Annotated in this window: 11 protein-coding genes; 5 read left to right on the forward strand and 6 right to left on the reverse strand. The window is 39.6% G+C overall.

The genetic code is table 11. From position 1 onward, the window contains the following. Together PARA125_RS07460 and PARA125_RS07465 are read right to left on the reverse strand one after the other, a co-directional pair. Window positions 1-492, reverse strand: a complete 492-nt coding sequence (locus tag PARA125_RS07460) for an NfeD family protein (RefSeq protein WP_249274260.1) — start codon at window positions 490-492, stop codon at window positions 1-3. Further along, a complete protein-coding gene (locus tag PARA125_RS07465) occupies window positions 489-2,768 on the reverse strand; it encodes an NfeD family protein (protein WP_213158218.1) in 2,280 nt (759 codons plus the stop codon). The genes PARA125_RS07460 and PARA125_RS07465 overlap by 4 nt, the downstream gene beginning before the upstream one ends. A 264-nt stretch (window positions 2,769-3,032) precedes the next feature. Here PARA125_RS07465 and PARA125_RS07470 point away from each other — a divergent pair, with 264 nt between their 5' ends. Together PARA125_RS07470 and PARA125_RS07475 are read left to right on the forward strand one after the other, a co-directional pair. Beyond that, the gene (locus tag PARA125_RS07470) at window positions 3,033-5,861 is read left to right on the forward strand and encodes an F-box protein (RefSeq protein ID WP_213158220.1); all 2,829 of its coding nucleotides are present in this window, start codon (window positions 3,033-3,035) and stop codon (window positions 5,859-5,861) included. 560 nt (window positions 5,862-6,421) lie between these two features. Continuing rightward, complete coding sequence (locus PARA125_RS07475; RefSeq protein WP_213158223.1) at window positions 6,422-8,380, forward strand: cytochrome c biogenesis protein; 1,959 nt, start codon at window positions 6,422-6,424, stop codon at window positions 8,378-8,380. A 7-nt stretch (window positions 8,381-8,387) separates the two neighbouring features. On the opposite strand, the gene PARA125_RS07480 is transcribed toward PARA125_RS07475, so the two are convergent. Next, window positions 8,388-8,882, reverse strand: coding sequence for a SycD/LcrH family type III secretion system chaperone (locus PARA125_RS07480; RefSeq protein ID WP_213158224.1), 495 nt, complete (start codon window positions 8,880-8,882; stop codon window positions 8,388-8,390). A gap of 25 nt (window positions 8,883-8,907) precedes the next feature. Beyond that, on the reverse strand, window positions 8,908-9,153 hold the full coding sequence (locus PARA125_RS07485; protein ID WP_213158225.1) for a hypothetical protein: 246 nt from the start codon (window positions 9,151-9,153) through the stop codon (window positions 8,908-8,910). A gap of 318 nt (window positions 9,154-9,471) precedes the next feature. On the opposite strand from PARA125_RS07485, the gene PARA125_RS07490 reads away from it, so the two are divergent. Continuing rightward, a complete protein-coding gene (locus PARA125_RS07490) occupies window positions 9,472-10,866 on the forward strand; it encodes a hypothetical protein (RefSeq protein WP_213158227.1) in 1,395 nt (464 codons plus the stop codon). On the opposite strand, the gene recF is transcribed toward PARA125_RS07490, so the two are convergent. Beyond that, window positions 10,863-11,939, reverse strand: a complete 1,077-nt coding sequence (gene recF / locus PARA125_RS07495; protein ID WP_213158229.1) for a DNA replication/repair protein RecF — start codon at window positions 11,937-11,939, stop codon at window positions 10,863-10,865. The genes PARA125_RS07490 and recF overlap by 4 nt on opposite strands. Further along, the gene (gene dnaN, locus PARA125_RS07500; protein ID WP_213158230.1) at window positions 11,940-13,070 is read right to left on the reverse strand and encodes a DNA polymerase III subunit beta; all 1,131 of its coding nucleotides are present in this window, start codon (window positions 13,068-13,070) and stop codon (window positions 11,940-11,942) included. Between the two features lie 229 nt (window positions 13,071-13,299). On the opposite strand from dnaN, the gene smpB reads away from it, so the two are divergent. Beyond that, complete coding sequence (gene smpB / locus PARA125_RS07505) at window positions 13,300-13,758, forward strand: SsrA-binding protein SmpB (RefSeq protein ID WP_213158231.1); 459 nt, start codon at window positions 13,300-13,302, stop codon at window positions 13,756-13,758. 6 nt (window positions 13,759-13,764) lie between these two features. Beyond that, window positions 13,765-14,187 (forward strand): 23S rRNA (pseudouridine(1915)-N(3))-methyltransferase RlmH, encoded by a 423-nt coding sequence (locus tag PARA125_RS07510; RefSeq protein ID WP_213158233.1) that lies wholly within the window; start codon window positions 13,765-13,767, stop codon window positions 14,185-14,187. Window positions 14,188-14,194 lie beyond the last annotated feature (7 nt).

Raw genomic sequence — 14,194 nt, forward strand, 5'->3', positions numbered from 1 at the left:
TTATGTGTCGTTGAATGGAGAGGAGGGTGAGTTAAATACTTTAACAATTAAACTTTCTCCTTCGCCACCGATAATTAAAACCTCAGTTCCTTTGATCAAATATCCGCTTTGAGAAATTGCTTGTAAATGCCTTCTCTCAAAAAGGATGATCCCCCCAGGTTTTAGATCGGTAAAAGCTATCGCGCGTTTTCCCAATAAAGCATTATCATACGTGGAAGCTTGATAGCCAGACTGATCTTGATTGGAGTAAATACTGAAACCCGGCTGGCTGCGTGGAATTTTCCATAACATAAATTTGCATACACCTATAACCAGGATAAGAGCTACCATTAAAAACAAGAGTGTTTCTACTGCAGATTGGGAGGACACCGCAAATAAGACAATGCCGATGCAGAGAGAAATGGCTCCCAAAACTGCCATAATAGCCCCCGGCAGATAAAATTCTATGCTAATTAACAAAAGGCCAATCAATAAAAACCCTATAGAAATCATGCTTTACTCTCTTCTTCTACCACTAAAGCGCCGCTGTCAAACCCGATAACACGAATAGGACTTCCCTTCTCTATCAATAAGCCGTTAGAAATCGCATCGTAATATTTTTCATCAATCATCACTTTGCCTGCAGGTCTTAAAGGGGTCTCTGCCGTTCCCTTTTTACCTGGCTGGGGCAAAAGCTCTGGGGAAATAAAGAAAGCCTGGTATCCTTCTTGTTCATGTCCTTTAAGCACAAACCTATTAAATCCAGAAAATGAAGGGGTGACATACCTAGCTAAAAGCATCATTAATCCAACAGCTGCCACCAAAGTCCCCGAAAGCCATGCAAGCCGGCTCATGACAGCCTCTCCAGCAGCATTGAAAGTGCCTGTATCAAATTCAAAATGCATGGAGCCTGCACCAGGCAGCATCAATCCAAACAATCCCACAAACAATAAGATCCCACCAAAAATACCCATTAAACCAAAAGTGGGAAGCACAAACAAATCGAGTATCACCATCACCCCACCAGCTAACAAGAGGATTAATTCTAGCCAACTTGCTATTTCCAATGCAAAGCTTGAAAGGATGATTAGAAATAAACACACTAGCGCAATCGATCCTGGAAAGCCAAAACCTGGAGTACTAAGCTCCATATAGGCTCCCATTAATAGCCCTAAAAATAACGCCGAAGAGACAACCGGATGACTTAAAAAGACAAAAAATTGCGTTTTCCAATCCATACGATATTGGTCGATTGAAGCTTGTGGGATAGATGAAAAGAAGGGATAATGGAAAAGCAGCATTTTAGAAGCAGCCCATTGGCCACTCTCTTTTTCCCGATCGGTGATTTGCGCAAGTTTTTGCGGTAATAGCTGCAAATCTGCCACACCATATTCAATTAACTCATTAGAATTTAAGGTTAAAAGCTTTCCTTTAGGGGTGATGATTCTATCTGGATCTGTTCCTGTTGTCCGAATTTGACTTTCTTGATCTAATTTAACGATTTTTCCATGCCGCAAAACTAAGATGATGTCTTTATCGACCATCGCTTCCGCAAGATAAGGATTGCGGTCAAAAAAACGGGCGCGATTAGCAAAGTCCGCGCGCAAAGCTGAATTGACTTTTTCAGAGGCGGCCTGCATTTGTCCGCTTTCATTCGCAATCACAGGCTCTGCAGCTCCCATGCTACCATCTTTAACCACTGCGATATACCTGCAAGAATAGGCTAACATGGCGCCTGCCGAAATCGCCCAGTTATTAATATAGGCCACTATGGGAATTCCAAATTGCGTGTCTATCTCTTTGAAAGCATCTGAAATTTTTTGAGCAGCAAATATTTCTCCTCCGGGGGTATTCAGCTCTAAGATAATGAAACTTGGTCGGTTCTTTTTGTAGTAATCCAACGCATTTTTTACATAAATCCAGGTAGACTGGTTGATCCCATTTGTCTGATCATCAATTCTGATGAGTCCCACTTGATTTTTCCCGTGCGGATTGAATGGAATATGCTGCTTTAGACTCTCTTCCAAGGGTCGATGAGAGATTTCCAAAGGAGAGATCGATGGAGCAATGGGAGCTGGCATATGGCTAGAGATTTGCTCCCATCCCATTTTTTGTTTAAAGGATTCAAGAGAAAGAATCGCTTGTAAGAGCTCCAAGTGTTTCAATTGGTTTTGATTGACCACTAAGGCTTCCCCAGCAGAAGAAATGAGACTACTTTTATCTCCCTTAACCTCTTCAGCGAGCTTCCATCCGGATTGATCGACAATTTGCACAGAAGGATCTGTCATCCCTAAAGCAAGAACTTGCAAAATTTGAAAATGGGGATTTTCCGGTACAACCAGGCTCACAACTCGGTTTCGCAAAATATTCTTAGGAAGCACTAACTCAGATCCTAAAGCCACGTCCCCCCAGGATGTGAAGAAAGAACAATAGAGCGCATCCGCCAAAAAAGGAAATACAGCGGCAGGGCCGAGTGCACTGTTTTCAATATATACAATAAGGGAAATCTTTTTCTCGGCTTTTAATTCATACAGATGCCTAGCCAAATCAAAAGCTTCAATTAGATCCCCCGAGGAAGAATCAATAAGCAAAATAAATTGCTGCTTCCCCTCTTGCACAGCCTGATCGATAGAACTTTTTCTCTGGTCTAAAACATCTTTATCTAAATGCCCTTTTAAATAAACCCAGGTAGGCTTTGCCGGGATCTCTTGCGCAAAGGCTGAGAACACATAGATGGAAAAGAGCAGAATAAGCGAATAAAACGATGCAGGCTTAACCCTATTTAACATTCCTAGAACCTATCTTTTCAAGCGGGACACAAGACTTTCCTCTCTGCTCTTTTTAGCAAAATAAACTATTAAAAAAAAGAAAAGAAAATGAGAGCTTGACGAGAGGGTACTCGCAGAGAGTCTGGCGAATAGGATGAGATAAAAATAGAATTAAAAAAGGGAATTTCTTATTCAAAGATGGTATAAGTTTGCCTAAAAAAGCAAAATTAATGATAGTTAAAATGTTTTGACTAATTTTTAACAAAAAATTAAAAAAAGGTGGATATGATGACTTTTCAAATTAACAGAGAAAGCTTTGGTTCTCACTTAAAAGAAATTGAAGAGATTAGCAATACAAGTATGGTGCAAACAGCTCCTTTAAAAGTCTCGCAAAAAGTGCACAAATTTGTAGAGAAATATCAACAATTTATAGAAGCAAAAGATCAACTAGTTTTAATCCGGGTGCTTGAAAAGCTTAAGGCTAACATCCATAAATGTGAAAAAGAAGAAGAAAACGGCATTCATAAGGTCATTAACAAAATTCATTCTCTACTTTCAGGCACTCCCCTTGAAATAAAAGGCCTTGCTAAGCCTCTTGAAATAAGCGATCTCCCTCAGGAAATGCTTGAGAATATATTGCTTCATCTTCCCTGGGAAAACTATAGAAGCTGCTCAAACGTAAATAAAATATGGAATGCCTTGATTATAGAAGTGAATAAAAAAAAGCAGGCTTTACTCCTCCGCACTTTTATTCAATGCACAATTGACCATGGCACCTTTCAACACAATCTCTCTCTCCTTGGTAACAGTAAGGGCAATCTGCCGGCATGTGAAATTGACACTTTTTGGCAAAAAAAAATAAAGGACCTAGAAAACATAAAAAATGGACTTAGCTTTTCACCCGCCAACACAACTAGCCAATTAGCAAGCACCCTTTGGGAGACTTATGTTAAACTTTTGATAGTGGTAAGATCTTATGATAAAAAGGCCTTGCAAGCATTGGAAGCGCGATCTAAAGGTTTGGAATTGCCTTGGGCCTTTGTTAAATTTTTTAAGCTCGTATCTGACAAGATATACATTCAGAAGGTTGCAATAAAGCTCATAGAAGACCTCATATATAGAGACCTATTTGATAAAGTTACTGAGTTCATAGAGCTGCTTGATGAGGACTTAGGTATTCTCAGAGATGTAGCTTTTTGGTTAATCACAAAGGACCGATACGAGCAAGCTTTTAAAGCTGCTGAAAAAATTAATAAAAACGGCCAAGACCTCCTGATGATTGGTATGGAATTCATAAAAAAAAAGCAAGGGGATAAAGCCATTGTAATTTCAAAAAAACTTAAGAGTCCTTATCTTAAGTTCAATCTAGACGACGCTTTGTACAACTTCTCTAAGGACTTAGCAGGAACCCGCCAATTTGAAAAGGCGCTTGAAATTGCCCAGGCCATCCCTGATAATCACCACCAAGACAAAGCTTTGTTGGCAATTTCAAACCTATTGGCTAGAGCCTCCCACTTTGAGAAGGCGCTAGAAATTGCCCAGGCACTTCCTAATGTATACGACCAAAACAAAGCTTTCTTGGCAATTTCTATCGTATTGGCTGAAGCCAGCCAATTTGAAAAGGCGCTGGAAATTGCACAGACAATCCCTAATGCATACGACCAAAGCAAAGCTTTCTTGGCAATTTCTATCCTATTGGCTGAAGCCCGCCAATTTGAGAAGGCGCTGGAAACCGCACAGACAATCTCTAATCAATACGAAAAAGATGAGGCTTTCTCTAAGATTTCTATCCTATTGTTCAAAACCAACCAATTTGAAAAGGCGCTGGAAATTGCACAGGCGATTTCTAGCAACCCCGAAAAAAATGAGGCTTTCTCTAAGATTTCTATCCTACTGGCCCAAACTAACCAATTTGAGAAAGCATTAGAAATTGCACAGTCAATCATTTCTATTGAATGCTATAAAAGCAAAGTTTTCGCTGAGATCTCTATACTATGGGCCGAAGCCAGCCAATTTGAAAAGGCGTTGAAAATGGTACAAACCGTCTCTGATAGAGACCAAAAAGATGGAGCTTTTCTTAAGCTTTCCATCTTATTGGCTAAAGCCAGCCAATTTGAGAAGGCTTTAGAAATGGCACAGACAATCTCTAGTGCATTCAAAAAAGACGCAGCTTTTTTTAAGATTTCTATCCTACTGGCCCAAGCTAACCAATTTGATAAGGGGCTGGAAATTGCACAAGCAATCTCTTCTTATACAGATCAAAAAAATGAAGCTATCTCTGAAATTTCCGTCCTATTAGCTAAAGCCAACCAAATTGAGAAGGCGCTTGTAATTGCACGGGCAATCCGTGAGAAAAATAAAATGTATGAAGGTTCCACTCTAGCCAAAAAAAACCAAGCTCTCTCTAAGATTTCAATCGTATTGGCTAAAGCCAACCAATTTGAGAAAGCGCTTGAAATTGCACAGACAATCCCTATTCTAGGCGAAGGAAACGGGCGTGTTATTGGACGCCCAAGAAGCAAAGCCTTCAGCGGGATTTCTATCTTCTTAGCTAGAGCCGGCCAATTTGAGAAGGCATTGGAAATGGCACAGACAGTTTCTAATCAATATGAAAAAAACAAAGCTCTCTCTAAGATTTCTATCTTATTGGCTAAAGCCAGCCAATTTGAGAAAGCGCTTGAAATTGCAGACGCAATCGAAGAGGGATATGAAATTTCTTTAAGTTTCCCTCTAGTCCTAAGAAACAAAGCTCTCTCTAAGATTTCTATCCTATTGGCTGAAGCCAGCCAATTTGAGAAAGCGCTTAAAATTGCACAGGCAATCCCTAAGGACCAGCTAAGATCCGGATTTTCCGCTCCAGACCAACAAAACAAAGCTCTCTCTAAGATTTCTACCCTATTGGCTAAATCCAGCCAATTTGAGAAGGCGCTAGAAATTGCACAGGCAATGTCTGGTAAATACTCCAAAAGCCAAGCTCTCTTTGAGATTTCTATCCTATTGGCTGAAGACAACCAATTTGAGAAGGCGCTAGAAATTGCACAGGCAATCCCTGATGAAATTAAAAAAAATGAAGCCTTCTCTAAGATTTCCATAGGATTAGCAAAAGTTGGCTAGCTTGTAAAGGCCTAAAAATTGCGGATATAAATGATCGAATGGCTAATAGCTCAGAAGTTAATCTCTCTTTAAGAGTTTTAAGCTAACCCATTCGAAGCCATTAGATGGTTCGAAGGTCGTACCTAACAGGAGTAAATATAGGGAAGTACTACAAATTATAAGAGATAAAAAATTCCGAAAAAGAGCGCAGTTGTACTTCCCTTTTTTATTGCAAATGATCTGCTTGTCAGCATGGAAAGGCTTTGCAATTTCCATAAGCTTCTATACTAGCCCTTCAGCTAAGTAAAATAATTGAAAGCCGAGAAGAAAATCTCAAGTTTATGCCCCGCGCAAGTTGTAAGGAAAAAAGAACCCTTGCTTACTTATCCCTATTATTAACCTGCTTTAGAAACTGTGCAGGTACTTGTATGCTTTTATTTCCATGGATAGAATTAAGACACCCTTTAATTCCCATACATAGCTACTCCCACCCATTTTCTAAGTAAAGCTTTAAACAAACTTTCCTTTACATTTTTCCTAAGGAACCCTAGATTTTGGAAAAGCTTTGAAAGGAGAGAGCTGTGAACCTGGTCAAATATTGGTTATTTTTTTTATGCGCGGTCGTTCAAATCGGGGCTACAAATTTTGAACACTCAGATTTTTATAAGCTTCCTGTTTTGTATCAAGGCCGTTTCCGCCCTTTAAATGCTTATACGCTTCTTTCAGAGCTTGATCTGTTTCACACCGCTACAAAAAGTCCCGATTTTCTTTGGAACCTTTTCCTTTATGGCCACCCTTCTTTCGACCATCAGCCTTTATTTAAAATCGACTCTCCTGCATTAAAAATCATGCTTGGATTTTCACCTCAAACCTCACTTTTTAGTTATCATGAGCTTCATCAAGCTTTGTTTGAACAGCCAGAGACCAATTTGGCGGTTATGCGACATTTAATTCCCAAAATTTACCTGGATTCCCTAAGGGAGACAAGCCCTTCTCTAATTGAGCTAACTTCCCTTGCGCCGGGGTTATGGATAAAACGGCAAGGAGGAGACATCCTGGTCGTTTCAACACCCAAACATTCTCCCTGGCAACATCTCACTGAAGGGATGGTTTTAAATACAGGGGAACCTCTTGATCAACGCATCGCCCAAGAAAGCCATGAAATGCTTAGGCGCCTGAATCGGTATGTTAAACTCAAACAAAAAGAGTTTCCCCTTGCCTCAATTGTCCAGGTTTTGAAAGATAAGCAACTCACCTCTCAAGAAATTGCGCTATTTTTAGAGGAAAAATTTCCTCTCCTCTCCCGAATTTTAGAAAGTGGCAGTGAATTTCAAATGCTTCCTTTAAAAGCCCCAAAAGATAGATGGGTTTCCCTCTCGGCCTTAAGCTTAGAGGTTTTTGATCCTGAAACAGGACTTTTAAAGCCTATTTCAAACTTTACACTTTACTCCGATTCTCTATTTAACGACATTCAGACGGCCTACCTGGCGCTTTTAAAAGAAAATGGCTCTAAGGACTTCCACAGACTAATTAAAGGGTTGAAAGAAGGCTATTCTTCCCTTGAAAACACAGTTTACCGCAAAAGCGCTGGCAAGCAGCTTTCTTACCCTTCTACCAATCAATTGCACTTAGAAGCTTTTTATTACTCTTTCCCATTGCTCGAATACGCTCTCTTTTTTTATGTCTGTTCGGGTTTTTGCTTTTTTTTAGCTTATAGCTTAAAGAACAAATTTTCAAAAAACATAGCGATATTTTGGATGATTTTAGGCTTTGTTTGCCACACGGGGCTTCTAGCTCTTCGCTGCTATATTTTGCAAAGGCCCCCTGTTTCAAACATGTTCGAAACGCTCTTATATGTCCCCTGGGTGGCAGTCTGTGCTAGCTTTTTCTTTTATCGGTTTTTTCAGAATATTTTTCCCCTCTTAGGAGCCTGCATAGTTACAATTCCTCTGCTTGCTTTACTTTCTGTTTCTCGCTTAAATACTGGCCTAGAAAATGTGCAAGCCGTGCTCGATTCGCAATATTGGCTCACTATTCACGTGTTGATGATTGTGGGAAGCTATAGTTTTTTTCTACTCTGTGGTATCCTAGGTCATCTTTTACTTTATGCCTATTCCTTTCACCTAGAAGAGCGCGATTGGGCAAAAAAATTGGAGCCTTTAATCTTGCATTCCATGTATGTAGGCACAGCCCTTTTAATACCAGGCACTTTGCTAGGGGGGGTTTGGGCTGCAGAAAGTTGGGGACGTTTTTGGGATTGGGATCCGAAAGAATCGTGGGCTTTTATTTCGAGCTGCATTTATCTGTTCTGGATCCATCTCTATCGCTTTCACCACATTAAAAGCTTCGGGCTCGCTTTTGGGGCAGCTGTAGGGATGCAATCGATTATTTTCACTTGGTACGGAGTCAACTATATTTTAGGAACAGGACTTCATAGTTATGGGTTTGGATCTGGAGACCACTTTTACTATTTCTTATTTATTGCCATCGACTTTGGCGTTCTGCTAGCTGCAGCGCTGCGATACATACAGCGGAGATGAAGATCACTCATTTTGAAAGCTGTGCAAGAACAGTTTCTGCTTGTTGTTTGATTTTAGCAAATTGCTCGTGGTTACCTGCATATTCAATGGCAAGCAAAAGAGAATTTTTTGCATTTTCATTATCTCCCACTGCTAAATAACAAGAAGCAGAGTGATAATGTGGCACAGGATTGGTCACTTCTGTCATGAGCGCCATTCCATAAGCCACTAAAGCCCCCTCGTATTCCTTTTTAAGCTGTTCTGACATCCCTAATCCTAGCCAATAATTGTGAACCTGGGAATCTAGAGTAGTTAAAAATAAAAAAGCGTCCGAAGCTTTCCCGTATTCTTTTGCTTGGAAAAGCCGATAAGCAGCCCCATAAAATTTTTCCATGGTTTCTTCAGAGTAACCGATAATTTCTCTTAGGCTTTTTCCTGCGGCCATTTCTTGGCGCAGGTGATCCACATTTTTCAATTTTTTTAACACTTGTTTAGGAATGTGAAACTCATCCATTTGATCCATAGTCAGCCTAATTGACTTGTAAAAATTATTGTTTTTTGACTTCATCCAGCAAAACTTGATACCCTTTTGCTAATCTTTCTCGAAAATTCCCCATCGTGGAATAGATTTTAGATTTAATTCTTTCAGCATAAAGTTCAAAAGGTTCTAGATCATTCCGGTAGCCCTCTTTTAAGCTGTCAACCACCGCATCGGCGACTTCTTCCAATGTCTCTTCATATTTCATTTCTGCCTGGTTACCCAAAGAATGCTTCCTTTTTCGCATCTCAGCCATGACACCTCTCCTTTTATTTCTTTTATCCCTATATTTAGCAGCCTGTTGATTCTTTTCGTACCTTTTTTATTAGCAAGGCCAAAAAAGGATAGATTTTTTTCAGCTTTTCTTACCTAAAATGATTTTAAGCACCTTTCTTTAATCACATAAAACAAAAATTAAATTAACTACATTTATTATTGTTTTTATTACAATTATATTTTAAAATTTATACTAAAACAAGCCGGCTTTAAATTAAATAATAAACAAACAGTTCAATTAAACATTTGCTACAATATTCAACTTCATTAATAATAACTAATTAAGCGTGATATACTTATGTTAAAGCCCCAACCAAAAAAATCTCGGATCAACTTGAGTGATTATCCTTATGAAAAGGATTTAGAAAATCGCCTACAGATGGCTTCTTTTTCTCCATTAGAAATTGATCTTCTGGATGTGATTTTAAATGGCTCATTAACGATGAATTTTCAAGAGCTAGAAGACGAATTAAACCTCAACGAAGAGGAGATGATTCTTTCGCTTGAAAAATTTGCTCGTTTAAAATTGCTGCAAATTCAGGGTAAAAAAATTCTCATCAATAAAGAAATGCGCAAATACTATGAATTGCATATTTCTCGCTTTAGCACAGATTTTGAACCCTCCATTGAATTTTTACAAGGATTGTTAAATCAAGTTCCTATTCACTTACTCCCCGTATGGTATACGATTCCCAAAAATTCTACGCATATTATTCAGGCGATCATTAATAAACACTTGCTGACCCCCAAAATTTATGAAAGATATTTGCAGGAAATTGAGGTGGAAGAACCTCTTTTGTATGCAATCGCTTCTGAAGTTTTTGCTTCCTCTTCTCTTTCTCTTTCCAGCTCCTTTTTAAAAAATAAATACCAACTAAAAGACAAGGAATTTGCCGAATGTGTAATGCGTTTAGAGTTCAATCTTCTTTGCTGTTCAAAATATGAGAGAAAAGGTAATGGCTGGGAAGAAATGCTAATCCCCTTTCATGAGTGGAGTGAATTCCTTTTATTTAAGCAAAACATGGCCCCCTCACCCATTAAAGAGGTAGACCTCATTGAAAATAGGCACCCCTTTCCTTTTGGATTTGTGCACGATTTAACTGTATTAACTCGACATCTAGGGCAAGCCCCTATTCCCTACCATACGTTACAAGATAAAACCCTGGAAATGCTCCCCCATATTTCTACTTTAGTCTCTTCGCAAGCTTATCTTTCTCAGCTATCAGAACAACTTATCGAATTAGAGCTTGCTTTTGAAGATGAAGGATGGCTGCGTCAACATCCCAAATCGATCGAATGGCTGCAAAAAGACTTGGAAACTCGAGCTTTAGGGGCATATCAAAGCTCTCTTATGAAATTTCTTACTTCTCAATCGCAATTTTTTGATAAAGATACACGCGAAATATTAAAATTCTTAAAGTCGGTCCGTAAAAAGGGGTGGATTTACTACCAAGATTTCTTAAAAGGATTCACGGCTCCTATTGGACGTGCTGACAACATTATGCTCGTCCCTAAAGGAAAGAGATGGAGATATACCCTCCCCTCTTATTCAGTAGAAGAAATGGACTTTTTGGAAACATTTATTTTTCTTTATCTTTTAGTGGGAGGGATTGTCTCTACAGGCACGCATAAAGGCAAGCGCTGTTTTTGCATCACCTCTTATGGCTACCATGCGCTCGATGATTATGCTTAGGCTAAGCGAATCGTTCGCTTTTCTGAAGAGATGCCTTCGCCCCTTGGCATCTCTTGCGTAGTAGTTAGAAAGACTTGATGCAATCCTTCAATATATTGGAATAATTTAGCCTTGCGAAAGGAATCCCAGCCCATGCCTGCATCGTCAATCAACATGAGAGGGGTCTCTCCCGTGATAGCCTTAAGGGAGTCCCATTCTGCCAGTTTTAAAGCAGCAACGAAACTGCGCTGCTGCCCTTCACTCGCAAAATAACGAGCTTCTTTGTCATTTAAATATAAATGTAAATCGTCTTTGTGCGGTCCTATTAAGGTATACCCTAACTCGCTCTCTTTTTTGCGAAGCTTTTGAAATTGTTCTAAATAATAATTTTTTAATTCCTCTTCAGAAGCTCCTTGTGGAGCAGCCGTTTTATAAATGACCGATAATTTTTCACGATCTGCACTTAATTGCTCATAAATCTGAGATCCTTTTTGGCACAATTCATGGGTAATTGCCGCTCGTTTTAAGATAAGGTAAGAGGCGGCATGAGCCATTTCATATTCCCAACTTTCGATGGTGGTTAAATTTTTCCCTCTTAACAAGTAGTTTCGCTGCCGCATAGCGCGATTAAAGCGGGTTAATTTATGAACGTACAAAGGATCGCTTTGAGCAAGTTGCAAATCAAGAAAGGCGCGGCGCATTACAGGGGCCCCTTTAATGAGAGCTGAATCATCAGGGCTTATGCACACTCCATAAAATACTCCTAACAAATAGATGAAGGAATGGTAAGAGGTGTGATTCAAAATGACTTTTCTTTCCTTCCCATTGTAGAAAACTTTTAAGCTCTGCTCGATCCCTTGCTTGATAAAGGTAGCTTCAAGCGAAAAATAAGCAGACTTTGTATGGATAAGGTCAGCTATTTGAGAGGTCCTAAAAGAGCGGCCAGCCATTAAAAAATGGATGGCCTCTAAAAGGGTAGTTTTTCCCACCGCATTAGGACCACAAATTACATTAATAGAAGGGGAAAAATCAAAACTAGCTTCTCGATATGAGCGAAATTGATGCAAATGGAGCGTACGTAAGAACATACCCATTTATGCATCTTCATTTAAGCGCATAGGCATCAAGACAAATAAAGGACTCACGGATGAATTAATTTGGGAAATCCCTTCCTTATCTGTAATCACTCCAGGGTTAAAAGGATCCGTTAAACCCATTGTGACAGTCTCTCCTTTGCTATGTCGCAAAATATCCAAAAAGTAGATCGGATTAAAGGCAATTTCTAGACGTGGCCCCGTGTAATTCACCGGCATGCTCACTTTGCCTTCTCCAATTTCCATGGTATTGGCAGCTAAGCGAAGCTCCCCTTCAGTAAAGGTAAAGCGCACAGAATGAGAAGTATCCACTGTGAATAAGGAAACTTGTCGCAGAAGGGTAATGAGTTCTTCTCTATGAAGGCTTAAGACAGTTTCTAATTGAGAAGGGATCACGCGGCTAACATCCGGATAATCCCCGGAGAGTAGCTTCGTAACAAGCAGGGTATTAGTGGTTTCTATTCCAATTTTATCATGCATCAAGTAAACCGTTGCTTCTCCACTATCTGAAAGGTTTTTTAAGATTTCTTCTACTGCTTTAATAGGAAGAATGTAATTTCCATTAAACGCAGCATCCAAACCTAAAGAAAGGTAAGTTCTTGATAACCGTTTTCCATCTGTTCCTGCAAATATCGCCTTTCCCTCAGTAATTTGCATAAACACACCTGTCAAAGCAAATCGGTTATCATCTCTGGAAACAGCAAAGGCTGTGCAAAACAGCATCTCCTTTAGATCGCTTTCTGAAATCTTAAATTGTACGGCTCCTTCCATTTGGGGCAACGAAGGAAATTCACTTTTATTCATTCCATGCAATTTGAAACGAGAGCTATCGGCGCTGATCTGGGTGGTTTCATTATCGTTTGTCGAAATTTCCACATTTATAGAAGTAAGTTCTCGAATTAATTGAGCAAATCGCTTTGCTGGTAATGCTGTCGCTCCTTCTTCAAGGACTTTCGCTTCAGTATGGCAACGGACTCCCACCGTTAAATCTGTGGCTGTTAAAATCAACTCTCCATTTTTTGCCTCCATAAGAAAATTGGAAAGAATCGGAATAGTCGCTTTTTGTGAAACGATGTTTAGACATTTATTAACCAAAAAATTTAGTTCCTGCGTTGAAATCACAAACTTCATGTTTTTTTCCTTAACTTAAGCTCTAAAGTCCCTACAAGCGTTTAATGGGACGTGTTTTATGGGCAGACATTCAAATGAAGAAATCATAGCATTATTTACTGTTTTGTCCTATACTATTTATGAGCAGCGCAGAAATTCTAAAGGCCTATTCAAGCCCGCATGGTAGATAACCAAAAACAGCCCTGCTCCTGCTAACTTGCCATCAACTCAACCTAACTGATCATCTATTATGAATGAACAAAAGCAAGAGCTCGTTTCCAACCGCCGTGCCACCTTTAACTATGAAATTTTGCAAACATTCGAAACAGGTATTGTTCTTTTAGGCACCGAAATCAAATCTTTACGCGATCATGGAGGAAGCCTCCAAGAAGCTTACGTTAAAATTTTCGACGACGAGTTATGGCTGCTTGGATGCAATATTGCGCCTTACCGTTTTGGCAATATTCATAATCACGACGAAAGGCGGCAACGTAAACTTTTGATGCACAAGCGAGAAATCTTGCGCTTGAAAGAAGCCGTGCAGGAAAAAGGACTTACCTTGATTCCTTTAGCTTTTTTCTTAAAAAATGGAAGAGTCAAGGTCCGCATCGCTACAGCAAAAGGAAAGAAAAACATCGACAAACGGGATTCTATTCGAGAAAAAGAAGATACCCGTAAAATGCAAAGAGCCCTTAAAAATGCAACTTAAGCTTCCATGTTAAAAATCAAAATTTTATCTGTTGGCAAAACCAAAGAAACATGGCTCAATACGGCTATTGAAGAATACCAAAAAAGGCTTCAAGGACAGGTTGAAATGGAATGGGTATGGGCTAAGGATGACCCTCAACTGATGGCTCTCGTTAGCCGCGAACCCTTGGTGGTTTGCCTAGATCCCCAGGGAAAAATGCTTTCTAGCGAGCAGTTTTCCTCATTTCTCATGCGTAAACTAGAAGAAGGGGGAAGCCGCTTAACATTTGTTATTGGAGGAGCTGAGGGGCTTCCCTTGTTTCTCAAACAAAATAAAGAAGCCATCAGCCTTTCACTTTTAACATTTACCCATCAAATTGCACGTGTGGTTTTGATTGAACAAATTTATCGAGCCCTCGAAATTGCCAAAGGCTCTCGCTACCACAAATAATGGCTTA

This window comes from Parachlamydia sp. AcF125, assembly GCF_018342475.1.
Lineage (GTDB): Bacteria > Chlamydiota > Chlamydiia > Chlamydiales > Parachlamydiaceae > Parachlamydia.